This is a genomic window from Actinoplanes aureus, from assembly GCF_015704865.1.
GTDB lineage: Bacteria > Actinomycetota > Actinomycetes > Mycobacteriales > Micromonosporaceae > Actinoplanes > Actinoplanes aureus.
The window spans coordinates 23637-47212 of the sequence record NZ_JADQTO010000043.1; the positions used below are offsets into that span (position 1 = coordinate 23637).

Sequence of the window (23576 nt, forward strand, 5' to 3'; positions counted from 1 at the left end):
CCCGCGACGGGCATACCCGTCGCACACACGGTGCGATCTCTGGGCGGGATGACCGACAACGGGTTGACCATCGTGGCGAAGAACTCCGATGGCCTCCCGAACCGGTGGGACCCGTCTTGCCGCCATCGACAGGAGCGCATCCACCTTGGTCAACTCAAGACGGCCAATTTCACGACTTTGTCGGGCGCTGGCTGAACCCGCGAGTCGTTGCGGCGTCCGCCGAAGGCTGCTTGGTAAGGAGCGGTGTAGCAGATCCTTGCGCCGAGCGGGCCCGTGAAATGCCGACAAGAGCCTCGCACCGCCGTGGTCGCGCCACCCCAAGCTCCGGAGGCGGACGGAGCATCAGTGATCGATCCGTGGTGATGCGCGAACCAGTAGCCTCAAGACGTCGCGCGGCATCAGCGGCGAGCGCCGACACATCGTGAGGTGCAAAGCATCGTGAACATCGCGCTTCTCTTCGACGCGTCGGATCCGACCCTCGGGTCTACCTACGGCGACGCGGTGATGCGACGGGTCCTGCGAACCGGCGTGCTGCAGCGTCGGCAGGCGCACGTCCGCGTCTCCATCTGCGACATTCTCACCCGCACGCTCACCCCCGACTGGCCAGTGCCGAAGATCCTCGCCACGGTGTACTTCCCCACCCGATTTGACCGGCTGCGGCGCGAGTCGCTGGAGCGGGCCACGGTCGACTCGACTGTCTTCTGTTGGCTGCTGCAGAACCTGACCGAAGACGCCGCCGACGAACTAGATACCACGATCGCGGCTACGTCCGGCTACCTGGGCGCCATGGACGTCTCGTTTGGGGATCCAGTCCAACTGGCAATGTTCCGGCAATCGCTGCCCGAGTACATCCGGTTCCGGGGCGACGTCGCGTCCGTGCTCTACACCGGGCACAACGAAGACCCCGACCGGGCGCTGCGCGAACTTCTCGAAAGTGAAGGCATGACCGTCACCTACGAGGACATCGGAGCACGCAAAACCGCCTTCGACCATTACACCGATCCAGCCCATTTTCGACGTATCGAATACTTCCAGCGAATCGCCGCCAAGCTGGACGGAACCTCCGAGACGATGCTGTCGGAACTGGCACTCGTCATCGAGGAGATCCACCCGGAACTGTTCGATGCCTTGAACTCAGCGATGCGGGCCATCGCCGCTGCGGAAACCGGCGAGGACCTCGCCCACGCCGCCCTCTCTGGCCGCAGATTCCTAGAAGCCCTAGCCAACTACTGGTACCCAGCACGCGACCAGCCGGTCAACGGCCGCAAGGTCGGCCGACCGCAATACCGCAACAGGTTGTGGGCCTACCTGACCGAGGCGGCCGCGACTGCGGACCCGCCTGCGCCCGGCGAAGTCGCGGCGCTGGGCTCCGCGCTGGACGAGCTCATCGACCGGTTCAACGCCGGTGTGCATGCCACCATCGGCTCCGCACGCCTCGAACAAACCTTCTCCGCCCTGCTGGCTTGGCTGACCGCGGCGATCCGGCTCAATCCGCATGCCGCCGCGCGGCCCTATCTTGCCTACGAGCCCGAGCTGATGAACTACTTTCGCGATCTCGCGCAGCGTGTTCTGCGCCAAACAGCGCAACAGGCCTCGTCCCCGGGCAGGCCCGGGGACGAGGCCCCCGCCTCCCAGTAGACAACGCAGCGGCGATGCCGCCCGGGTACATCGGCGGTCCGCTCCCGCTCGATCCGATCCCCTTGGTAGCCGCACCACCGTCCGGCTTTCGAGGGGTGATGAGGCGTAAGGAGCTGATCTCGATCGTCGTCGGCCGGTCTGGGCCGCATCGGCAGCGCGCCATTGTCGACCCGGCGATGGCAGGCCCGTTCGCAGCCCGTCTGGCTCGACATGCTCGCCGCCCGGCATCGTTGGCGTTATAGGCAGCCTGATGCTGGCCTCGGCAGGTTTCTCCCGTGGCGTCACCTGAAGATGCCAACTCCGGGTCGTCCCATCGGTGGGCATCGCAATGTCGTACCCCTGCCCTACAGTGCGTGAGGTTACGACTACGGCCATCCGATGGTCGCCGAGGCTCATTGCGGCGTCCGTTCGAGGAGGTGGACGCCCTGGCGAGCAGGAGCGCCGAGCAGTTGCTTCACGAGTTCCGCAGCAACGCGACCGCCGACGTGACGATGGCGCTGTTGCGATCACAGGATGCCTTGCTTCATCTCTCGTTGATGGCGGCGCATCTGGGTGACGGGCAGATCGTCGATGGGCAGTCGCTTGCGGCCGATATGAACGCTGATCTCCCCGCGCTGCTGCGCAGCTTCACGCCTTCTCGAGAGTCGGAGGATGCCGAGGCGTCGACGCTGGATGCGGATCAGCTGTTGACGAAGTGGACCAAGCGGGGCTGGGTGCATCGCAGCGTCGACCCGGCAAGCCGTATCGAGCGGTATCAGCTGACCTCTGGCGCGAGCCAGGCGGTGCGCCAGATGCGGACCCTTCATCGGCACAGCTCGGTGGCCACCGAGTCCGCGCTGGCCATGGTGATGCAGGACATTCGTCAGATTGCCACGGAAGCCAACCCGGATCCGGCGGTTCGCCGGCGCGCGTTGCAGGAGCAGATCGCAGTGTTGCGGGCGCAGCTCGACGGGCTGGACCGCGGAGATGCTCTGACGGTCAACCATCGGGAGCTGGTGGATAAGGTCGCCGCGGTCGCGCAGTTGATCGACCGGATTCCGGCCGATATTGCCCGCTACGGCGAGCGGATGCACGCCAACACCGCGGCTCTGCTGCGGCAGAGCCTCACGGATGATCCAGCCCAGTTCGCCGAGACTCTGCAGCGGATGTTCGACGGGCACGACGTGATCGCCGAGTCGGCGGACGGTCTGGCGTTCCGGGCCTTCGCGACCGTCATCGCCACGCCGTCGCAGCGTTCGCAGCTGGAATCGGACATCGCCGAGATCACCGAACGGGTTGCGGGGCTTCCTGTCCACCTACGCGAGTCGCTCACCGATTTCATCGAGGCGATGTGGCGGCGCGTCCAAGAGGTCGAAGGTGTTCGGGCGGTGGCGTTCCGACGGATCAGCAACTTCGTTCGCGGCGGAGACGCTGCGCATTACCGCAGTATGCGAACCAAGGTCAGTGAAGCTCAGGCCGCCGCGGCTGAGGCGTTTCATCACAGCCACGGCGGCCGCGACATTGGCTTCATCGTCCCGATGAGCGGTGTGAACGCCCGTTCGGTCGGGCGCTTGCGGCTGGACCCTGGCACGCCGCTGCTGGCCGATCCGGTCGTCGATTCCGGCGACGAGTTCGACATTGACCCGTCCGCGCTCGCGGGCCGGGAGGCAATCGACTGGGGTGCGCTGCGGGCGGCGGCGCACGCGGCGATGGACGCGCACAGCGGGGTCGCGACGTTGCCGGAGGTCCTGCGGTATCTGCCTCAGCCGCGGACCGGCGACATCATCGGGCTGTGGTCGCTGGCCACGCGGTTCGGTGATGTGGACTCCGGTGCGCGCGAACTGGTGGTGGCGCACACTGGTCGCGGCTTGCGGGAAGTCAGTGTTCCCTATCTGGTGTTCGGCGAACCGATCCCCGACCCGTCGCCGCACCTGTCACGCCGGCGTTTGTTGTCAGCCCAGCCAGCTCTGTTGGAAGGGATCGGCGATGCCTGACCACCGGGAGCCGCTGTTCGAGGAGGTGTTCGGCGCCGGGCTGTTCGCCGAAACTGGACCTGCTGGTCATTCTCCGCTGAGCGCTGCGGAGGTGTTCGCGGACGTGGCCGACCAGGCGGTAGGCGCGCACGTGGACAGCGGCGAGCGACCGGTTCGCTTCGACGGCGACACCAGCGACCTGCCCGCCGAGGCCTGCTGGGCGCTGCAGGAACTGGTCGCCGCGCCACATTTGAGCGACCGCAACAAGCACCACTGGCCAGCGGTGCTGCAGTACGAGGATCTGCTGCGCAGCCGGCTGTCCGAGCTGGGTCTGATCCTGGAGATCAATCGTGAGTACAGGTACGCGTTCACCCGGCAGGCGCAGGATCCGAGTCCACGCAGCCGGACGATCCTGCGGTCGAGGACGCTGAGCCTGGCGGCCAGTGCCCTGGCTCTCTACCTGTATCAGCAGTATGTGCTCGCGCCGGACGAACCTGTCGTCGAGACCGCGGACATGATCGATCACATGCTGGCCTACAAACGCGCCGACGACACCGACGAGGCCGGCTTCGTGAAGAAGGTCCGCGCTGCGATCAACGCTCTCGACGATGCGGCCATCATCAAACCGATCAAGGGGACCAGCCGTTACATCGTCTACGGTGTGATCACCTCCATCCTCAACGCTCAGCAGGTGCAGGCGCTGCACGAGCGGTACACGGCGATCGCACGAGGCGAGGCCCCGGCTGGCGTGGACGACGGCGAGGCCGCCGATGCCTGAGACGTCGAGTGCTCGGACGGTGTTTCTGGGGCAGTTCCGGCTGGTGCGACTACAGGTCGTCAACTGGGGAACGTTCTGCGGCTACAAGGACCTGCCGATCGATGAGCGCGGCGTTCTGCTGACCGGCCCTTCAGGCTCGGGAAAGTCCTCGCTGATGGATGCCCACTCGATCGCCCTGCTCCCGACCCACGACCAGCGGTTCAACGCGTCGGCCGACCTGAGCGCCCGCGGCGCGAAACAGAGCACGAGAAGCGTCGCCGACTATGTACGCGGCGCATGGTCGCAGACCAGCGACGAGAATGACATGTCCCAGATCCAGTACCTGCGTGGCGGGAAACCGACCTGGTCGGCGGTCGCCGCGACCTACGACAACGGGATCGGCGCGGTGACCACCGCAGTCGTCGTACGCTGGTTCACCGGCGTCGAGAACGACGGGTCCGCCCTCAAGCCGATGTATCAGCTGCATGATGGCCACTTCGACATCGGCCTGCTCCGGGAATGGGCTGACCGCGAGTTCGACACACGATGGCTGAAGAGCGCGTATCCAGCGGCGCAGTATCCGCCCAGCCAGACCTCGTACATGAACGCCTTGACGCAACGTGTCGGCCTCGGCGCATCGCAGACGGGCCTAGCCCTGCTGGGCAAGGCCAAGGCGATGAAGAACGTCGGTGATCTGAACCTTTTTATCCGCGACAACATGCTCGACGAACCGGACACCTTCGCCGCGGCGCAACGCGTGGTGGACGCTTTCACCCCGCTAAACGAGGCGTACGAGACCGCGAGCCGGGCCCACGCGCAGGCGCAGATCCTTCGCGACGTGCCGGCGAACTGGGAGCTGTTCCACGCGTCCGGAACCATCAGCGAACGCGCCGCCCACCTGCTCGGCACCCCGGTCGAGCACTACTTGCGCGGCGTGCACCTGCAGCTGATCGACACCGAACTCGAGCATCTCGACGAGGTCATCTCCGACTTGGACCAGCGTTTGTCGCGGGAGAATGAGGAGCAGGAACGCAAGTACGCTGCGTTCCGGTCGCTGGACAACCAGTACCGGCAGAGCAGCACCGCGCTACAAAGTCTCGAATCACAGCTGCAGCTGGCCGGGCTCGAGGCGGAACGCCGACGCGACGCGTACCGCGTTTACAGCGGATACGTGACCCGCCTGCAGCGTCCGTGCCCGCACGACGAGGGCTCGTTCATTCAGCTCCGTGGCCAGCTTGACAGCATCAAGGAGATCGCCGACATCGAGTTGCAGCGCGATGAGCCGCTTCGCACGCGTGCCCTGGGTGTGGCGCTCCAGGCGACGCAGGCACTTGATGTGAAAGAGAAGGAACTAATCGGGCTCCAATCGGCCCGGACGCTGATCCCGCCGATCCCGATCCGGGTACGGGAGGAAATCGCCGTCGGCACCGGTGTGCCGGTGGCTGACCTTGCCTACGCCGCCGAACTGATCGACATCGCCGAAGGCCAGGAACGGTGGCGGCCCGCCGCCGAGAGGGTTCTGCGCAGTTTCGGCCTACGGCTTCTGGTGCCGGAGGTCCACAAGGACGTGGTCGGCCGGTTCGTCGACGAGCACAACATGCGCGCCATCGTGGAGCACAGCACGGTGACCGCCGTATCTGCGCACCAGCCGCCACCGGCGCCGCAAACCCTCGCCGGCAAGCTCACCGTCGACCGTGACCATCCCAGCGGTGAATGGCTGGCGGCACAACTCGTGCGGCAGTTCGATCACGTGTGCGTGGACAACGCCCGCGAACTCGAAGCTCACCGGCGTGCCGTGACGGTTCGCGGAACGATCAAGCTGCCGGGCAACCACTACCGCAAAGACGACCGTCCGGAGGTCACCAGCCCGTCGTCGTACATCCTCGGCGCGAACACCGCCGCCAAGCGCGCCGCACTTGCCGCGGAGGTCGACCAGCTCAGACAGGACGCGGCGGAGGCAGGCCACGAGGCGCGCCAGCTTGACCAGCGGTACCGGGAACTGGGTGCGATGATCGACGCGGCGACCCAGGTCGCCGAGTACACGGCCTGGGCCCAGGTGGACCATGCCTCGGCAGTACGGGCGGTCCGTGATCTGGAGGAACGCATCGAGGCGCTGAAGGCCGACAACGTCGACTTGCAGCGCCTGGAAGTCCAGCGTGACTACGCGGAAGAAAAGTACAAGGAAGCCGTCAACGCCTGTGCCCGGACCCGGACAGCCATCGAGGATCACGGCAAGGAACAAAACAGGCTGATCGAGATCTACGAGGCCGAGGACCGCAAGCCCCACACCGTCGACGACGCCGAGGACCGAGCTTACCTCGACGAAGTCCGGGCGGGCTTGGACGGCACGGCAACCGTCGACACGATCGGCACCGTCCGAAGCGCGTTGCGGCGGGAACTGGACCATCGCAAGGAAAGGGCCGTCGCGGATCGCAAGCTGGCGCTGTCCAAGGTCAAGAACGCGATCGAACGGTTCCTCGAGAGATGGTCGGACACGGCCCCCGACACCAGCGGCGACGCCGAACAGTCGGGCGCGTCGTTCGCTGCCCTCTACGAGGAGATCGCCGAGCGCCGGCTCCCGGACGCGATGACCAAGTTCCAGCAGATGATCAGTGAGGACATGGTTCCCTCGATTGGCCTGTTGCAACGCGCCATCGAGAAAGCCACCGAAGAGATCAGGCGCCGCATCGACATGGTTAACGCCGGCCTGCGCCGCGCCGAGTTCAACCCGGGCACCCACTTGCAAATCGCATACAAAGCAAGCCAACCGACCGAGGTCAAAGACTTCCGCAAGGCGGTTGACGACCTGCTACGCCACGCCCCCGCCGCACGCCGCGACGCCAGCGCTTCGATCGCGCAATTCCGGCGGGTCCGGGACCTGATGGCCCGGTTCACCGGAGCCAGCAGCGAGGCCCGCCGCTGGCGGGCCAACGTGCTCGACGTCCGTACCGGCTACACGTTCTACGGACGCGAGGAGGACGCCGCCGGTGTCACTGTCTTCACCTACCACAACACCGCCTCCAACTCCGGCGGTGAGCAGGAGAAGCTGGTCGCTTTCTGCCTTGCCGCAGCGCTGAGCTACAACCTCGCCGACGACGAATCCGACGGCCGGCCCCGGTTCGCGCCGCTCATGCTGGACGAGGCGTTCAGCAAATCCGACGAGACGTACGCCGCGCAGGCTCTATCAGTGTTCGAAGAGTTCGGCTTCCAAATGATCATCGCGGCACCGATCCGCATGTCCGGAATCGTCGAGCCGTTCATCGGCCAGGCCGTCCTCGTGGAGAAACGGATGATGCCCGACGGCGCTCACTCCAACGCCGCGTACGCGACGTTCGGCGACCTCGCTGCCCGCCGCGACACCGAGCTCGAAGGGACGATCCGTGCGGCGGCCTGAGGAGGTCGCCGCGCTGCTGCGCCGCCGATTCGACCAGGACTATCCGCGTTGGGCGCGCCGCGGCGGCGCCTGGCCGATGCGCGTGTCCTTGCAGCCACCCAGCAGCGCCCAACGATCCGCCGACCCGATCGCGTGTCACGAATGGGCGGCATCGTGGCACGACTACCGCGGGCCGGGCACGACGCAATACCAGAACCTCAAGTTTCCGACCGGCGTGCATCCGATGCCGCACGCCCTGGTCTTCGCCGAGCCGGCCGACGTGGCTGCGGTCTGCACCGAAACGGAGCAGACGTGGCGCCGCTGCGGACAGCGCCTGGTCACGCTGCAGCGACAGTTTCCTCTCGCCCGCTTCGGCGGGCTGATCCGGCGCATCACGGAACTGGACGTGCGTGACTTCGAGCGGCTTGTGAACACCGTTGCGTGGCTCAGGGCCAACCCCACCTCCGGCCTGCTGCTACGCCAGCTGCCGATCGAGGGCATCAACACCAAATGGCTCATGCGTCATGCCCATCTGGTCCTGTCCATGCTCGGCGATGAGGACGCCGAGGCGGAAGCGGAGGAGGCCGACGGTCAGCGGCGGCTGCGTCTACACCGACGGCTCGGCCTTCGCATCCCGCCCGATCTCGTGCAAGTAGCCGTACTCGACCCGCAGATCCGCGCGGAATTCGGCGGCATGCGGCACTTCGCCGCAAGCATCGACGACCTCAACGCCTGGTCACGCCGACCCGGCACTGTCATGATCTTCGAGAATAAGGAAACCGGCTACGCTCTGACCGACGACCTTGCCGGCACCGTGGTCCTGCACGGCGAGGGCTTCAGCGTGCTGCACTACGCCCGCATCGACTGGGTCCTCACCGCGGCAACAGTCGTCTACTGGGGCGATATCGATGCAGCTGGCTTGCAATTCGTCAATGATCTGCGTGGCTACGGCATCGCCGCGACGACGGTGATGATGAACCGCGAGACCCTCGACAAGTTCGCCGGCCTCGCAGTCGAGGGTGCCGGCCCGCAACGGCGGACCTTGCCAAACTTGGAAGATGACGAGCAAGCCCTGTACCGGTATTTGGTCGAATACACCGACAGCAGCCAATCCGGCCTACTCCTCGAGCAGGAGCGTATCCCGTGGGCTTACGCGTATCCGCTGCTTCTCGAGCAGCTACGCCGGATCCCGGGCTAATCCGCGCCGCGGCCGCAACCGCCTGGGCTGACGTCGGGCAAGACCGTCCACGACGCCATCGTCTGGAGCCGCCCGCCATCTGCTCATTGGCGTCGGGAGAACCATTCAAGGGCTCTCGAGCGAATCTGGGTAGCCAGAGGCCCACCCAGGTTCTGGGTGATTTCCACCTCTCGGCGCCGATACATGCCGTTCAGGCCGGATCTATCTTGACCAGCGTGCCGGACGCTTCGTCCTTGACGTAGGTGCGCTTGGCGTTCTTGGCGAGCTTCTGCTCGATTGCCGCCTGAAGGTCGACGCCGGTCATCTCGGCGAGCGACATGACGTAGATGGCGATGTCCGCGAGCTCTTCGCCGAGGTTCTCGTGGGCGCGGCGCCAGGCGTCGAAGGCTTCGGCAACCTCGCCTTGCAGGAGGCAGAACTCCAGGGGAACTTCGCTCGTGTTGAATCCTTTGGCGAGCTTGTTTTCCCAGGTCAGCTTCTGGGCGGACCTGATCTCCAAGGCGGGCCTCCGGGTCTCGGGCGAGCTACAGCCGGGGCAGCCTATCGAGCGAGCGCGCACGGGGTAACCCGTCATCGGCGTGTCATGCTGCCTCGTCTGGGTGATCCGTGGTGATCTGCAGGACTTGTGCCATGGTCCGGACGGCTCGGAACACGTCGTCGTAGCGGTCACAGATCACGGCTATCTCTTCGATGTCGGGTAGGTGCCGTTCGCCGCGGGCCGCCAGGCGTCGTCTGATCTCGGCCGCTGGCGCGGTGACGTGCACGAAGATGCCGTTGCGGGTAACGACGCGTCTGACGAGGGTTGCCATGTGCTGGTAGGTGAGCCGGGTGTGCCCGCGGTACAGGGGCCCGTAGACCAGTTCACTGAGGAAGCATCTGTCGAAGACGAGCCGGCCGGTGCGGTCGAGCAGGCAGCTGTAGGTGGTGAACAGGTCGGTGCCCGGTGGTGTGAGCATCGAGTGGATCAGTGTGGCGTTGAGGTGCTGGGCGGTCGTCTCGGCAAGGGTGGTTTTGCCGGCGCCGTCGCAGCCTTCGAACACGATGGTGTCGTAGCCGGTGGTCCAGTCGACGGCGACCATCAGCGTTTGCCGCGTTGGTGGTTGGTCGAGGTGAGACGCCGGGTGACCGAGTATTGGATCATGAGGTTGCGCCAGTTGGGTTCCCGGCCGTGGGCGAAGGTCCAGACGGTGTTCGGGCAGTAGGCGAGGACGCGGCCGCCAGCGGCGACGGTTGCGCCGATGAGGATGGCGGCGCCGGGTGGTGCTTCGGGGCCGCTCAGGTCGGCGATCACGGTGTGGCTGCTGGTGGCGGCGTCCCAGTCGGCTTTGGCGGTCTCGACGGGGTTGGGTGCGGTGAGTCGTTGGGCGTCGCGGCGCTGGGTTTTGGTGCTGTGTTGCCGGACGAGGCGTTGCCAGCCGGTGGAGGATCCGTACGGTGACGGCTCGACGAAGACGGTATCTGCGGCTGAGGGTGTGACTTTTCCGTGTTTGCCGGGGGTGGCGAGTTCGAGTAGCCGGGTGACGGCGTGATTGATGCCGTCGCGGATCTGGGTGGCGTTGCGGGCGGCGAAGCCACGGAAGCGGTCGGTGTCGCTGGTGGGCGGCCCGAGACGGTGGACGCGGACGATGTCGGTGGCAACGGTTTCGATCAGCGGGTCGGCGAAGGCGAGTTCGGCGCCGGTTTCACAGAGCCCGTAGGTTTGGAAGTCCGTGGTGAGCACGACGACCGGGACGCCGAGGGCGGCGGCGTAGCCGATCTCCATGCAGACGCCGTCGTCGAGGCTCGGGCCGTGCAGGATGGCTAGCATGCCGTGCAGGTTCGCCAGGCGCTGGCAGTCGAGGTCGAACAGCCGGCGCCCCTTGATGTCGGCCACCAGGTCTTCTTCGTCGGTGTCGCAGAACGGCAGGAAGACGGTGTCGGGTTTGATGCGTTCGGCGAGGGCGGTGGCGGCCAGGGCACCGAGCTGGCGGTCGTGAGCGGCGAAGAGCCGATGTGCGACGTAGAACATCCGCGCTCCTATGGGGGTTGGGGGTGGAGGGTGATGCCGGCGGTGGCGATGCGCCTCGTGGCAGCTTGCGTCGCGCGACTCAACGCCAGCGTTTCGGGTACGCCTTGCAGGGTGGCGGCGAGGAACGTGCCGGTGAACGTGTCGCCGGCACCGGTCACTTCGATGACCACGGCCGGCTGTACCGGGGTGCGGGCTGCCACCTCGCCGTGCCGGTAGAGGACGGCGGGGCGGGGTCCGTCGGTCACGGTGACCGCGCGAAGGTGGTCGGCGGGAACGGCGCCGGTGAGGATCGCGTATTCGCCGATGTCGGTGCAGACGGTCCGAGCGTGCCGCAGGTAGGGCGCGGTTGCGGTGATCATGTCGGCGGCGCTGGCGGTGATGAAGTCGACGCTGAAGGGTTGGCGGCGCTCGACGAGGGCGGCGAGGACGGGGACCGGGTCGAGTGGCCGCCGGCAGCAGACGTGCACGTGCTCGAATCGGTGCAAGTGTTCAAGCGCGTGGGTGGTGAGCTGGTCCGCCGCCCCGTAGATCGCGTCTACGGCGATCAGGGCTCCTTGCCGGTCGTAGCGCAGGTGGAAGCTGCAGGAGGGTTGGTCGGCGACCGCGATGGCGGTCAGGTCGAGCAGGGTCAGCTGCGGGAGTCGCAGGGCGTCGGCGAGGTCGTTGCCGATGACCGAGACCGGTGCGGCGCTCACGCCGGCGCGGGCGGCGGCGAGGGAGATGTAGAGCGCGGCACCGCCGAGGAGGTGGCGGTGCTGGCCGGGGTGTTCGGCGGTGTCGCGGGAGATGTTGCCGATGACCCCGAGCCTGCTCATGCCATCGCCATCGCCGGGCTGTGCGCGCAGTCCATGACCTGGTCGCAGAACGGGCGCTGTTGGCAGACCCGCGGGTGCGGCTGGTTGAGGTAGCGGCGTTTGAAGTAGATCAGCACCAAATGCAGCCACCAGGACGGCGTGGCCCGCGCGGGAAAAGCGACGGCGCGCTGCTCGTACCGCAGCCGCGTGTAGTAGTCACCATGGGTGTCGGCGTGGGTCTCGAGGTAGAGGCGCATCTGTTCGTGCGCGATGGCACCGGAGGACAGGCTCAGGCCCAGAGCCGGTGCCAGGCGGCTGATCATTCCGGAGTCGACGGGGATGATGCCGCAGTGGTAGCCCCGGGCGTACAGCAGGGAGCATTGCGCGACCTTGTAGGAGGCGTGCGCCACTTCGTTGGCGAAGTTGGCGATGACCGTGGTCGCGTCTGCTTCGAGCAGGTAGTCGCGGTCGCGGCTGTCGAGGAAGGCGGTCAGCGACCGCAGGTAGCCGATGCGGGCGGCGGGCAGGCCGAGCGGCTGGATGAGTGCCGCGACCTCGGCGTCCGGCATCCTCGTCAGGGTGTCGAAGCCGATGCGGGCGGACTGTGTCACGACGCCTGCGTAGGTGCCGATCATGTTGTAGGAGATGCGGGTGCTCCAGCCGGCGACGAGCATGCGCATCCGGTAGTCGGTGATCCAGGTGGGCCACCACTGGTTGTTGTCGTGGTTGGCTTGCACGTCGGTCTTGACGTCGTCCTGGCCCGCGGCCAGGGCCACCAGGCGGGTCAGGCGCAGAGGGGAATCGCTGTCGGTTTCTGGCGGGTTCATCATGCCTCCGCGGCTCGGGCGAGTCGTACGGCGCTGTAGGCAAGAGCCAGATTTGATGAAACCACGGGTATACCGAGTTCATGCTGCAGCAACGCGGTGGCGTCGATCGTCGGCCATGCGGTGCAGGACAGCACCACTGCGTCCGCTCGTGAGCGTCGTTCTGCGTCGATGCCGTGGACGAGGCCGGCGATGCGGTCGGGTGTCACGGCGGTGAAGTCGTCCAGGAGCCCGAGATCCAGGCTGGCGTGAGCGATGACGTGGAACCCTTGTTCTTGCAGGCGGGCGGCTTGGATCTGCGTGTGCCGGGTGGGGTACGGGGTCGCGAGGATGATCGTGGAGGCTTTCACGTCGTGCAGCAGGGTCTGCAGGGCGCCGAAGGCGTCTACCACCGCGGTGTCCTGGTAGGCCTCCGGGGTGAGGAATCCGGTGGAAGTGCAGGCGACCAAGGTTCCGGCCAGGCTGAGGCGCGCGAACTGGTGCAGGGTGGCGGGTACGGCGGCGGCGATCTCGGCGAGGAAGTCGTCGGGGTCGCGGTATCGGCGTGCGGGTACCAGGCGGGCGTAGTGGTACACCACCCGGTCTAGGCCGAGTCGCGGCAGTTCCGTCTCCACGATGGTGTTGCCCCAGGGCACCAGCACGCCGACATGGGCGGGGCCACGGAGGCGGGTGTGGGTGTCGTTGAGCAGGGCGAGGGTGTCGGTGACGGCGTCAGCCGGCATCGCGAACTCCGTAGATGAAACGGGGCGCATGTTCGGTGACGGTCAGATCTGCCGGGGTGTAGTGCGGCACCACGGCGTCGCGCTCGACGACCTGGATGGGATAGGAACCCAGCCGTCTGAACCAGGTTCCGCGGCCGGTGACGAAGAACGAGTGCAAGCCGCGTAGCCGCAGTCCCACCGGATAGACGCGCTGCTTCATGGGCTGGTCCCAGATGCTGTCGATGTCCGCCTTCCACGTGGTGAAGTGCTCCTGAGACGGCGGGATATCCGCGTTCATGCCGGCGAGCGGTGTTCCGGCGTAGGCGCGGGCTTGCCGCACGTTGGTGCGGTGGCACATGACGCCTGCCGTCATGAGGCTGTCCAGGCCTTGCAGGTTCGCCAGGTGCGTCCGGTGTGTTTCGCCGGGCAGCCCGTAGATGATGTTGATGCCGGGCAGCAGGGTCGGCAGTCCGGCAGGGCCACGCTGGGTTCCCACCGCGTTGATGTTGTCGATCGCGCGCCGCAGGATCTGCGGTGTGCAGGTGAGCGCGTTGGTCTCGATGACTGCTGGGTCGAACGATTCCATGCCCATCGGCGCGCAGTTGCCTTCGCTGCAGTACTGGGCGACCAGGGCGGAGATCCGCGCTCCGGCGGGTGATGCCACGGCAAGAGGATCCGCGTTGTCGATGTGCAGCACCTCAAGGTCCGGGCAGCCGTCTCGGATCCCGGCCAGCAGTTGCTCGATCTTCGTGACGTCGCGGTTCCACGCGGAGAAGAAGCAGGTCTGCTGCCCGAGCCGTAGATGCCGTACCCCGGCGACATACAGCTGGTGCACCTCGTCGAGGACGTCCTGCAGGTCGCGGAACACGACGGCGGCCGACTTCACCGGCTCGTTGCAGAAGCTGCAGTACCGGCGGCGCGTGCAGCCGCGGTAGAGCTCGATCTCCCCCACCGGCTCCCAACCGAGTTCGCCGACAAGATCGATGAACGAATCCCGGTCGGCCCGGAGCTTTTCGAACGGTGCCCCAGCGCGGCTACCCACCGCGATGTCTTTCGAGGTGATCGTGTGCGTGTGCAGTGCGTCGAACAGTCCGGCATAGGCGTCGGCGTTCGCGAGGACGTGGTTGGCCATCGGTCCGAGCAGCACGCGACGTCCTCGCACGCACGCCAGGATCCGGATGATTTCGTCGAGCGAGCCGTTGTGGGCATGCAGGTGAACGGAGGGGACCGCGTCCCCGGCCACGACGATCACCGTGGCCGCGTCCCGCAGGAGCTTGATCGCGTTCTGCCGGTTCGATGAGGCCGAGTACGTCAACGGATCGGACTGGGGAGGCGGCGTCAACGGCTGACCACCGTTGAGTTCCCACCGCACGTCATCAATGGTCACATAGCGCACATCGACGTTCTCACCAGCGGCTGTCAGTGCAGACCAGGCTGATCTGCGAGTCCTGGTTTTGGTGGCAGAGCGGCCGCAGGTGAACGCCGGACCGCATCGCCAGTGAGGGCTGTCGCCAGTCGTTGCCTTGTGGATCAGCGGATTGTGGTTGTCGGTGATCCGCCGTCCTAGGCCGTACGCCGGAGCGGTTCGGCGGCGGACAGCCCTCGGTCCGGTCAGGATCGGGTCGCCGTTCGAGGGACGGGCTGCCGTCAGCCTGTTGTGGCGACGGTAGCCGGTTCGATTGAGCCTCCCCGGACGCGGTACACGCCGAGCCTGATCGCGAGAAACGCTCGATTCATGGCACACATGAGCAAACGAGGAGAGTCTTACTGCTTGCGCTGGCGGTACGCGGGACGGCAACCGTGCTGCACGTTCGCCGGTCCGGCGGACACCAAAGCGAAGGCCGCGAAGGTGTATGTCGAAGCGCGGCAGCACCAGGTCGACAGCGCTCAGGTCTACGCCGCTATCGACCCCGATTCGGCCAGAGCACCGGCCCGCAGGAACACACCGCTGCTACGTGACTGGATCGAACGCTGGGTCCGGATGAAGATCGACGTTTCGTCCGGCACGCACGCCGAGTACGCGCGCATGCTGCGTTCCCGGGTGGCACGGGATCTGGGCGACCTGCGCGTCGGTGACATCACCCGATACGACCACCTCGATCCGTGGAAAGCCGCCCTGTCTCGGGAGGCGGCTCCGGCCACCGTCCGCAAATACTGGCTAGTGCTGAGCCAGGTCATGCGCGACGTCGTCCCGCGATGGCGCGACGACAACCCGCTGGAGCGACCTCGAGGACACCGCGGCAACGGGCTACCGCGGCCGGTTCCCTTCGAAGCGGCGTTTCTGACCAGTGGACAGGCCCGCATCCTGGTCGAGCACTGCGCACCTCGGCTACGCGGTCTCGTGCTGGCGGCGCTGAGCACCGGCATGCGGCAAGGCGAGCTGCTGGGGCTGCGGGTCAAGGACGTGGATCTCGCCGCGCAGCCGCCGGCCGCGCACGTCGAACGTGTCCTACGCCGTGACGGCACTTTCGGAACTCCGAAATCGACACGGTCGCGGCGCACGATCACTCTGACACCTGTGACGGCTCGCCTCTTCGCCGGCTTGATCTCGGACAAGCCGGGCGGGGATCTGGTGTTCACCGCTGCGAACGGCGGGCCGCAGGACGTCAGCAACCTGCGGCAGCGCCTTTGGCAGCAGGCCGTCACCTCGGCGCAGCGCTGCCGGCGGCACCCGCCGATGGCGGCACCGTCGGGCTGGGTGAGTCCACGCGCCGTCTCGTCATGTTCGTGTGCCACCAGGCTGCACATGCGGCTTAGGTTCCACGATCTGCGGCATTCCCACGTGGCCTACCTGATCGCTGCGGGCTGGGATCTCTACGTGATTCAACTGCGGCTCGGGCACTCGTCGATCAAGACCACGTTCGACACCTACGGACACCTACTCCCCCACGGTGAGCATGATCGGCTAGCGCACCTGGACACCCATTTGTCGGCCGTTCAGCCGTCGTGGTGAGCCGCGCCCTGTGGGGTGACCGGCGGCTGCGGTAGGGCGCAGCCAATGTCAGGTCGTGGCGGTGGCGCGAGTTGGGCTGCGGGCGCGGCGTGCCCTCGGTCAGCGCCATCAGCGTCGTTGGCTGATCGGTGGCGCTATCGCAGCATGCGAGCACGTCTTCGCCGCTGGTGGCGCGCCGTTCTCAGCGGCGTAGCGGCGGCCGTCGTGGCGTTGCTCGGGCTGTCGACCAATGTGGCCTCTGGGCTCACTATCGGCGGAGCCCGCCATGAATCTTGAGGTGACCTCGAACTGGCCGACGCTGCTAGGTTCCGTCGCGCAGCCCAGAAATGACAATCATGCACGTCGATCGTAGGGGTGGTGTGTCGGTGACAGTGGTGCGGCTCGAGGAAATCTCTGCTGGATCCACCTGCTGCTCGGGTTGGTGGTCGGGCCGGGATCAACGGTAGGGCAGTCCTGCTGCCCGCCTCGGTGCGATACACGACTCAAGCGCCGCGGGTACGGCTGCGAAGGACCGTTCGCCCAGCCAGCGGTCGCTTCGGTGCGGCCGCGCTGGCTGGCGCTTAGCCGCGTCATTTCGCAGCGCGCACGCTCATCCCGCCCGGATGATGACGGGGCCGGCCATGGCCGGGATGGTGAGACGGCGCTTCGCCAACGAGGCGGCCGGACCGGTCCGGCGCTGACTAGAGAGGTCGGGTCCCATGGCCGACGTGGAGATCAAGAAAAAGTCCCGGCTCACTCGCAAGGAAGCGGGCGAACGCCTGATCGCCCTGGGCACGAGGTTGACCGAGGGTTCGGTGGCGGAGCTGGCCTTCGACGATGACTCGATCAAGTTCGCGGTAGCCGACCATGTCGAGTGGGAGCTCGAGCTTGAAGTGGACGGCGACGAGGTGGAACTCGAGATCGAACTGAAGTGGTCGGATGCCGTGAAGGCCGCACCGTCGGGCACGGCGAAGCGCACGACCGGCAAGCGTCGCGGCGGCACCGCCGGCTGACCGTTTGCGGCTGCCAGTCGAGCATTTCGACGAAGTCAGGTGTGGCCGGAAGTCGGCGCCCAACTTGTCGTACCGGGTGGCCAGAACACGCCGGTATTCGCACCGGCTAAGCCGCGTTCGACCTGGTTCCGCAGGCTCGCCGTGCACTGGGAACGGCGCTTGGACGTCCATGGCGGGCTTGTCAGCCTGGCCTGCGTCCTGATCTGCTGGCGCCGTTTGATCAACTGGGCCGAGCAGAGATCTGTTGGCAGCTTCTAACTGGGCGTTTGATTCTGGTTCGTTGGCTTACCGGTAGCGGTGTCTGCCAGCTCAAGCGCCTTTGGCTACCCGCTCCCAGTCCAGAAAAGCCGGATAACAGCGGCTTCCAGCCGTCCCGCAGGGACGATTTGCCACCTCATTCGTGTCTGGTTCGGTTGTGCGGTGGTATCACCCACACTCGCAGTCCGCGCCGCCCGCGTATAGCCACCGTACTGCGAGGTTATGACCGATCGCCGCACGTATCCCTCTGACCTGTCCGACGCCCGATGGGCGCTCATCGAGCCGCGGCTGACCGCCTGGCGTCAGGCCCGCACCGACGCCGGTGTCGGCGGCCGGACCGCCACCCATGATCTCCGCGAAATCTTCAACGCGATCCTGTATGTCAACCGCACCGGCATCCCCTGGCGCTATCTGCCCCACGACCTGCCGCCCTGGGCCACCGTCTACGGCTACTACACCGCCTGGACCAGCGAAGGAATCTTCGCTGAGCTGAACTACCAGCTCACTGGCCTGGTCCGCGACAAGACCGGGCGGCAAATCGGCCCCACCGCCTCCATCATGGACAGCCAGAGCGTGAAGACCTCCACCAACGTCCCGGCCGCCACCCAGGGCACCGACGCCGGCAAGAAGATCGTCGGCCGCAAGCGCGGGATCATCACCGACACCCTCGGCCTGATCCTCGCGATCATCGTGACCGCGGCCAGCGTCAGCGACAACGTGATCGGCATCGACCTGCTCGACCGGGCTACGGCCACCTACCCCACCTTGACCAAGACATGGGTCGATGCCGGATTCAAGTCCACGGTTGTCGAGCACGGCGCCCACCTGGGTATCGACGTCGAGATCGTCACCAAGGACCCGCAGGTCAAAGGCTTCAGCGTGGTCAAGTGGCGATGGGCAGTCGAACGCACCCTGGGCTGGCTGATGCAGCACCGCCGCCTCGTCCGCGACTACGAAGCCCGCCCCGACAACTCCGCCAGCATGATCACCATCGCCATGATCGACAACCTCGCCAAGCGCCTCACCAGCGAAACCACCCCAACCTGGCGAGGTACCTAAAGTAGCATAACTCGCAAAGTACGTGAATCAGACGCCCTCTTAGCCACCGCTGCGGCGACAACGCTGTCGTCGAGTGGGGCGTCGCTGCTCACCGTGACCGCGCCGTTGGCGACGTCGATGCCGACACCCTGTACGCTGGGACGTCGGCGAGCTGACTGCTCACCTGGGTGGCGCAGCCACCGCGCGTCATCCCGGCGACCTGGTACACCGTCTGCGTGCCGCCCGGCTCAGCCGCCTCCGCTAAATGCGGGGCGCGGAAGCTTGACCGCGCATACCCCCGGTGATCGGGTCGGTAGATCCTCACCTACTCGTAGTCGACCGACCCGCTGATGGTGGCAAGCCTTACTTGCTGGGGACCTTCACCGCGCCGCTGAGAATGCGGTAGCGGGCCTTCTCCATGTCGTCTTTGTATCGGTTCAGCGCTGTGTTGGACGTCGCGTAGCCGACGCCGTCGACCTTCAGGTCGTAGCGTTTGCTGCCGCCTTCGCGATCGCCCTTGGCGAACGCTTGGATCTCTTGGAAGACGCCGTTGTCGACGCGTTTGAGCATGGAGGTCAGGATGTGCGGCTTGACGGCTTCCGGTGCGCTGGCGTACTGGTCGGAGTCGACCCCGATCGCCCAGACCTTGGCCGGCGCGGCCGCGACCGCTTCGAACACTCCGCTGCCGGAACCGCCGGCCGCCGCGTAGATGACATCGGCCCCGTTGGAGATCAGCTGCCGGGCAGCGGCTGTGCCTTTGTCAGGCGCGCCGAAGCCGCTGAAATCGGGCGGCTTGCTGAGGTAGCGCACGTCCACGGTGATGCCCGGGTTGACGCTGCGTACGCCCGCGGTGTATCCGGCCTCGAACTTGTGGATCAGGGCGACGTCGACGCCGCCGACGAAACCGACTCGGTTCGTCCGAGTGGCGCGGGCCGCGGCAACCCCCACCAGGTACGAGCCCTGCTCCTCGGAGAACAGCAGGGAAACCACGTTGTCCGCGGACACCGAGTCGTCGTCGATGATGGCGAACAGGGTGTCCGGAAACTCCTTGCCGACGGTGCCGACGGCCGTGGCGTACAGGAATCCGACGGCGATGACCGGGTTGCTGCCGCCCTGCGCCAGACCGCGCAGGGTCTCCGCGCGGGCTTGGTCGTTCTCGGCTTCCGTGGTTGCTTCGGTCGCCTGGACCAGTAGTTCCTTCTTCGCGCGGTCGAGTCCCGCGCCGGCGGCATCGTTGAAGCTTAAGTCGCCGCGGCCGGCGCTGTCATAGGCGATCCCGACGTGGATCGTCTCACTGCCCAGGCCGGAGGAGTCGGTCGGCGAGATGGGCACCGTCGCGGTGCACGCCGCCAGCGCCAGTACGAGCGTCCCGGCGAGAAGTCCGGCAGTGATCCGTTTGATCATCTCGGGTCCTTCCTCAGTACCGGAACTGCCCGACCGCGTCGCGCAGCGCGGTGGACATGCGGCTCAGCTCGGCGGCGGCCTCGCGCGAGCGAGCCACTTCCCCGGAGGTGGCGGCGGTGGCGGCCGCGACCGCCCGGATGCTCTCGGCGATACTCGCGGTGCTGGTGGAAGCGGCGACGGCGCCTCGGTTCATCTCTCCGGTGGTGGCGGTCTGCTCTTCCACAGCGCTGGCGATGCTGTTCTGGTAGTCACTGATGCGGCCTACGACGTCGCCGATCAACTCGATCGCAGTGGTCGCGGCCTGGGTGTCCGTCTGGATGGCTTTCACCAGCGAGTCGATCTCGTCGGCCGCGCGGGCGCTTTCCTGTGCCAGGTCCTTGACTTCCGAGGCGACCACGGCGAAACCCTTGCCGGACTCCCCGGCGCGGGCGGCCTCGATGGTGGCGTTCAGCGCGAGCAGGTTCGTCTGCTCGGCGATCGACGTGATCAGCCGCACCGCGTCGCCGATCGCCGCGGAGGAGGTACCCAGGTTGCCGACGGTCCGGTTGGCGGTCTGGGCGGCCGTCACGGCCTCGGCTGCCACCCCGGCGGCCTCGGCCGCGTTCCGGGCGATCTCCTCGATCGAGATGCCCATCTCCTCGGAACCGGCCGCCATCGTATCGACGTTGCGATTGACGTCCTCGGCCGCGCCGGCCACCAGATCCGCCTGCTGCGAGGTGTCGCCGACCGCCTTCGCGAACGCGCCCGAGACGGCGTTGAGCTCGGCTGAGGTCTGGGTCAGCACGCCAGCCTGGTGGGCGACGTCAGACACGATCGTGCGTACGGCGAGGACCGCTTGCCGAAGCGCATCAGCCATCTGGGCCACCTCGTCGCGGCCGTCGGTGACCGGCTCGACGGTGAGATCGCCGGTAGCAACCCTGCGCAGGGCGTCTCGGGCGGCACCGACCGGCCGCACGATGCTGCGGGTCACCACGAAGGCCGACACGGCACCGAGGAGCAGGGCGAGGCCCGTCGCAGCCGCGATGATCCATTGCGCTCGGGCGGCGTTGTCCGCGGAGGAACGGACCGCGGCTACGCTGCGGGCGTCGACCGAGGAGGCGAGTTTCTGCGCGGAGACCATGATGCGGTAATAGCTGTTCCAGCTGTCGTACATCGCGATCTGGTCGGCGTTCCACAACGCTTGGGCAGTGCCCGGTCGGTAACCCGCCACGACCCGATCGTTGGTCGTGACGTAGTTGGCGAGCTCCTGGTTCAGCTCGTCGAAGACCGGCCGCTCGGCGGCGGTCATGCTCGCGACGTCGACGCCGTCGAGGAAGTCCTGGAACGCGTCGCGTTCCTGTTGCCAGGCTTTGTAGGCGACCGAGTCACCGCCGAGTGCGCGGGCAGCGCCGAGGCGGTAGATGTCGTTGATGAAGCTGGCTTGCCAGCCGTTCAGGGTCGCGGCGTGGGTTTTGATCCCGCCGGCCTGTCGGGTGAGCAGTTCGAGGCGCCGTACCTCCGTGGCGGCATCGCGTTGCGCGACGATGGTTGCAAAGGCAACCGCCGCGAGGGCGAGCAGCAGCGTGAGTACGGCGGCAAAGGTGCCGAACAGCCGGGCGCCGATGGTGAAGCGCCGCACGAGGATCGTCCTTCCGGTCGAGGACTCCAGGGTTCGAGCCGGGTGTGCCGGCGTTCGACTCCTACGAACTGGGCTGGCCGCCTCCGCGGCGCACGCCGATCTCCCAGGCGAGGATGTACTGCCGGATCAACCGCGCGACGCCCTCCGAGGTGTCGAAGGTGAGGATCAGATGCTGACCGGGGTCTCCGTGGGGAGCCGCACGCACCGTATGAACAACGCCGTTCAGCTGCGCTTCGTCGGTACCCAGCCACACCGTGGCGCGTACCTGATCGCCAGGGGCGAGTGGCAGGGGCTGATCGATCCAGCAGCGCAGACCGCCCTCGCTGATGTCCAGCAGCACACCGTCGATCGACTGGCCGGCCATGTCGGCGTCGAGCCGGACTAACGCGCCGGCTCCGCCCCGGACGAACTGCCGCCGGTTGTCGTGACGGGCTGGCGCCGTAGGCGCGAGCGTCCACCGGTACGGTGCCTCGTGGGACACCGCGATCACCCGGCAGGGCAGCACCACGCGAGTGCGTGGCGGAGCCCAGAATATCTCGAATTCGCGGCCCGGCTCGAGTACTGCCGGGCCGGCGGTCTCCAGCGGGGCGGCCACCGTGAAAGCGTCGCCGTCGACCGTCTCCAGCCGCGAGCGGAAGTTCACACCATCACCCAGGACGAGGAACACGGGCGTGCCCGGTTCCGGCAACACGCCCGCCGTGGTGCCGCCCGCCGATCCGCTGACGGACACCCGTCCCGTCGCACCGCTCATCAATTGCCTCCGTGGCTGCCCTACACGGCAGGATCCAAACACTTACCCCATCGGCACGTCCTGGGCGATTGTGAGCCTTTCCGGGCACGAGCCTGAGATGACCCGTCCGGTGCAGTCCTGGGCGCAAATGACGGCTGACGCCTATCACGCGGGGCCGCGCCGCACCCGCCGCTGTCGCTCGGGCCGGCGTCACGGGCTCAGTTCGAGGCAGCAGCGGATATCGCCGCGGACCGCTTGCTCGAGAGCATCGGCCAGCCGAGTCTCCTGCATGATCGCGGAACACGCCGGCGACATCGGGCCGTGCTGTTGTCCGAGTCCATTCAGCTGCGCAGCGGCGCAGTCAGCCTGGCAGGGCGAACGACCGCAACAGTTCGCTGATCTCGTCGGCGCCGCGGCGTAGCTCAGCCAGGTCCGCATCGGTGAACGGGCGTGGGTCCGAACCGAGGACGCAGTGCGCGCCCAGAATGGCGCCATTGACCACGATAGGGACACCGGCATAGCTGCGCACACCGTCGATGGTCACCAAAGGGTTGGTCGACTGGTCGACGTCGGTGGTGGCATCCGATACGACGTACGCGGTCCCCGAATTGACGGCGTTGACACAGAAAGACCACTCGATGGGGGTGCCAGCCAGCTCATCCAGCCATCCCTGCAATCCGTACGAGCCAGGGAAGAACTGTGCGTTGTTCAACACCATACTGACCAGAGCAATAGGCTGGCCGAGCCGATCGGCTGTCCGTTTGGCGATGTGGTCCAGCCGGTGGCGTAGTTCCGGGTTGTCCAGGTCAATGCCGGCCATCACTTCGAGACGGTCCGGGACGGCAGGCGCTGGCTCGTGGCTGTTCATGCGGTCATCCCGTCTTTCACGTGTCGTTCGACGAGGCGTTCGTATACCGAGGCGCGTACCGACAGGCCGCGCGCGCACAGGCGGGTCAACGGCGCGGCCGCCTGCATGGCCGTGATCAGCCGGCCGAATGCCGCGTGATCGGTTTCGTCCCCGGTGAGGCCGGAACTGAACAACAAAGTGCGCCAGACATCTTCGGAATGCGGTCCGTAGAAGCCTTGCAATGCCGCCCGGGCAGTCGCCAGCGTCGGCCTCTGCAACTCGTACGCCGCACCAGGCAACGAGACGCCCGGTCTCGCGTTCTGCTCCGCCATCGGTACCCTTCGTCGACTGTGCGCGCGCTTACCTCACCCGTCAGATCGGTCGGGACGCATCGCATCTGAGCCGGCTCAGCCGTCCGCCGACGGGGCAGCGAGCTGTGAGCTGTTGGTCCTCTCTCTCTTCCCCGCCCTTTTCCGTGCGGAGCACGCCGG

20 protein-coding genes are annotated in these 23576 nt (G+C 66.8%); 8 read left to right on the forward strand and 12 right to left on the reverse strand.

Annotated elements, in window-relative coordinates:
- Positions 1-438 precede the first annotated feature (438 nt).
- The 5 genes from I4J89_RS45600 (at position 439) to I4J89_RS45620 (ending at position 8918) form a co-directional block, all read left to right on the forward strand.
- Entirely contained in the window at positions 439-1638 is a 1200-nt protein-coding gene (locus tag I4J89_RS45600; protein ID WP_196420485.1) for a hypothetical protein, read from the forward strand.
- A 416-nt stretch (positions 1639-2054) separates the two neighbouring features.
- Positions 2055-3611, forward strand: a complete 1557-nt coding sequence (locus tag I4J89_RS45605; RefSeq protein ID WP_196420486.1) for a DUF3375 family protein — start codon at positions 2055-2057, stop codon at positions 3609-3611.
- A complete protein-coding gene (locus I4J89_RS45610; RefSeq protein WP_196420487.1) occupies positions 3604-4368 on the forward strand; it encodes a DUF4194 domain-containing protein in 765 nt (254 codons plus the stop codon). Before I4J89_RS45605 ends, I4J89_RS45610 begins: the two co-directional genes overlap by 8 nt.
- A complete protein-coding gene (locus tag I4J89_RS45615) occupies positions 4361-7741 on the forward strand; it encodes an ATP-binding protein (protein WP_196420488.1) in 3381 nt (1126 codons plus the stop codon). The genes I4J89_RS45610 and I4J89_RS45615 overlap by 8 nt, the downstream gene beginning before the upstream one ends.
- A complete protein-coding gene (locus I4J89_RS45620; RefSeq protein WP_196420489.1) occupies positions 7728-8918 on the forward strand; it encodes a Wadjet anti-phage system protein JetD domain-containing protein in 1191 nt (396 codons plus the stop codon). The genes I4J89_RS45615 and I4J89_RS45620 overlap by 14 nt, the downstream gene beginning before the upstream one ends.
- A 190-nt stretch (positions 8919-9108) precedes the next feature.
- Here the strand turns inward: I4J89_RS45620 and I4J89_RS45625 are convergent, their stop codons facing one another.
- The 7 genes from I4J89_RS45625 to I4J89_RS51875 form a co-directional block, all read right to left on the reverse strand.
- Positions 9109-9417: a MazG-like family protein gene (locus I4J89_RS45625; protein WP_230860708.1), complete on the reverse strand. Its 309-nt coding sequence runs from the start codon at positions 9415-9417 to the stop codon at positions 9109-9111.
- A gap of 82 nt (positions 9418-9499) precedes the next feature.
- The gene (locus I4J89_RS45630) at positions 9500-9997 is read right to left on the reverse strand and encodes a nucleoside/nucleotide kinase family protein (protein WP_196420491.1); all 498 of its coding nucleotides are present in this window, start codon (positions 9995-9997) and stop codon (positions 9500-9502) included.
- On the reverse strand, positions 9997-10926 hold the full coding sequence (locus tag I4J89_RS45635) for a nucleoside 2-deoxyribosyltransferase (RefSeq protein ID WP_196420492.1): 930 nt from the start codon (positions 10924-10926) through the stop codon (positions 9997-9999). Before I4J89_RS45635 ends, I4J89_RS45630 begins: the two co-directional genes overlap by 1 nt.
- A gap of 8 nt (positions 10927-10934) precedes the next feature.
- Positions 10935-11741, reverse strand: a complete 807-nt coding sequence (locus tag I4J89_RS45640; protein ID WP_196420493.1) for a carbohydrate kinase family protein — start codon at positions 11739-11741, stop codon at positions 10935-10937.
- Positions 11738-12547 carry a hypothetical protein gene (locus I4J89_RS45645; protein WP_230860709.1) on the reverse strand — a complete coding sequence of 270 codons (810 nt, stop codon included), beginning with the start codon at positions 12545-12547 and terminating at the stop codon, positions 11738-11740. The genes I4J89_RS45640 and I4J89_RS45645 overlap by 4 nt, the downstream gene beginning before the upstream one ends.
- On the reverse strand, positions 12547-13266 hold the full coding sequence (locus I4J89_RS45650) for an aspartate racemase/maleate isomerase family protein (RefSeq protein ID WP_196420495.1): 720 nt from the start codon (positions 13264-13266) through the stop codon (positions 12547-12549). The genes I4J89_RS45645 and I4J89_RS45650 overlap by 1 nt, the downstream gene beginning before the upstream one ends.
- Positions 13256-14989: a radical SAM protein gene (locus I4J89_RS51875; RefSeq protein WP_309238774.1), complete on the reverse strand. Its 1734-nt coding sequence runs from the start codon at positions 14987-14989 to the stop codon at positions 13256-13258. The genes I4J89_RS45650 and I4J89_RS51875 overlap by 11 nt, the downstream gene beginning before the upstream one ends.
- Between I4J89_RS51875 and I4J89_RS45660 the strand changes: the two genes are divergently transcribed.
- From I4J89_RS45660 to I4J89_RS45670, 3 genes are all read left to right on the forward strand, one after another.
- Positions 14990-16198 (forward strand): tyrosine-type recombinase/integrase, encoded by a 1209-nt coding sequence (locus I4J89_RS45660; RefSeq protein ID WP_196420496.1) that lies wholly within the window; start codon positions 14990-14992, stop codon positions 16196-16198. It abuts the gene before it with no gap.
- Between the two features lie 698 nt (positions 16199-16896).
- Entirely contained in the window at positions 16897-17190 is a 294-nt protein-coding gene (locus I4J89_RS45665) for an amphi-Trp domain-containing protein (RefSeq protein ID WP_196420497.1), read from the forward strand.
- A gap of 480 nt (positions 17191-17670) precedes the next feature.
- Entirely contained in the window at positions 17671-18507 is an 837-nt protein-coding gene (locus I4J89_RS45670; protein WP_196420498.1) for an IS5 family transposase, read from the forward strand.
- Positions 18508-18849: 342 nt separating this feature from the next.
- Here the strand turns inward: I4J89_RS45670 and I4J89_RS45675 are convergent, their stop codons facing one another.
- From I4J89_RS45675 to I4J89_RS45695, 5 genes are all read right to left on the reverse strand, one after another.
- Entirely contained in the window at positions 18850-19890 is a 1041-nt protein-coding gene (locus I4J89_RS45675) for a BMP family lipoprotein (protein WP_196420499.1), read from the reverse strand.
- A gap of 13 nt (positions 19891-19903) precedes the next feature.
- Positions 19904-21508, reverse strand: coding sequence for a methyl-accepting chemotaxis protein (locus tag I4J89_RS45680; RefSeq protein WP_196420500.1), 1605 nt, complete (start codon positions 21506-21508; stop codon positions 19904-19906).
- A gap of 61 nt (positions 21509-21569) precedes the next feature.
- Positions 21570-22259: a flagellar brake protein gene (locus I4J89_RS45685; protein WP_196420501.1), complete on the reverse strand. Its 690-nt coding sequence runs from the start codon at positions 22257-22259 to the stop codon at positions 21570-21572.
- A 340-nt stretch (positions 22260-22599) separates the two neighbouring features.
- Positions 22600-23106 carry a GAF domain-containing protein gene (locus tag I4J89_RS45690; protein WP_196420502.1) on the reverse strand — a complete coding sequence of 169 codons (507 nt, stop codon included), beginning with the start codon at positions 23104-23106 and terminating at the stop codon, positions 22600-22602.
- On the reverse strand, positions 23103-23417 hold the full coding sequence (locus tag I4J89_RS45695) for a hypothetical protein (RefSeq protein WP_196420503.1): 315 nt from the start codon (positions 23415-23417) through the stop codon (positions 23103-23105). The genes I4J89_RS45690 and I4J89_RS45695 overlap by 4 nt, the downstream gene beginning before the upstream one ends.
- Positions 23418-23576: the final 159 nt, after the last annotated feature.

What these genes read in the sequence shown, in the direction of transcription:
- I4J89_RS45610 (WP_196420487.1), top strand. Translation starts at nt 3,604, where the DNA reads ATGCCTGACCACCGGGAGCCGCTGTTCGAGGAGGTGTTCGGCGCCGGG.
- I4J89_RS45690 (WP_196420502.1), bottom strand. Translation starts at nt 23,106, where the DNA reads ATGAACAGCCACGAGCCAGCGCCTGCCGTCCCGGACCGTCTCGAAGTG.
- I4J89_RS45695 (WP_196420503.1), bottom strand. Translation starts at nt 23,417, where the DNA reads ATGGCGGAGCAGAACGCGAGACCGGGCGTCTCGTTGCCTGGTGCGGCG.
- I4J89_RS45645 (WP_230860709.1), bottom strand. Translation starts at nt 12,547, where the DNA reads ATGAACCCGCCAGAAACCGACAGCGATTCCCCTCTGCGCCTGACCCGC.
- I4J89_RS45685 (WP_196420501.1), bottom strand. Translation starts at nt 22,259, where the DNA reads ATGAGCGGTGCGACGGGACGGGTGTCCGTCAGCGGATCGGCGGGCGGC.
- I4J89_RS45665 (WP_196420497.1), top strand. Translation starts at nt 16,897, where the DNA reads ATGGCCGACGTGGAGATCAAGAAAAAGTCCCGGCTCACTCGCAAGGAA.
- I4J89_RS45630 (WP_196420491.1), bottom strand. Translation starts at nt 9,997, where the DNA reads ATGGTCGCCGTCGACTGGACCACCGGCTACGACACCATCGTGTTCGAA.
- I4J89_RS45660 (WP_196420496.1), top strand. Translation starts at nt 14,990, where the DNA reads ATGAGCAAACGAGGAGAGTCTTACTGCTTGCGCTGGCGGTACGCGGGA.
- I4J89_RS45640 (WP_196420493.1), bottom strand. Translation starts at nt 11,741, where the DNA reads ATGAGCAGGCTCGGGGTCATCGGCAACATCTCCCGCGACACCGCCGAA.
- I4J89_RS45675 (WP_196420499.1), bottom strand. Translation starts at nt 19,890, where the DNA reads ATGATCAAACGGATCACTGCCGGACTTCTCGCCGGGACGCTCGTACTG.
- I4J89_RS45650 (WP_196420495.1), bottom strand. Translation starts at nt 13,266, where the DNA reads ATGCCGGCTGACGCCGTCACCGACACCCTCGCCCTGCTCAACGACACC.
- I4J89_RS45615 (WP_196420488.1), top strand. Translation starts at nt 4,361, where the DNA reads ATGCCTGAGACGTCGAGTGCTCGGACGGTGTTTCTGGGGCAGTTCCGG.
- I4J89_RS45670 (WP_196420498.1), top strand. Translation starts at nt 17,671, where the DNA reads ATGACCGATCGCCGCACGTATCCCTCTGACCTGTCCGACGCCCGATGG.
- I4J89_RS45635 (WP_196420492.1), bottom strand. Translation starts at nt 10,926, where the DNA reads ATGTTCTACGTCGCACATCGGCTCTTCGCCGCTCACGACCGCCAGCTC.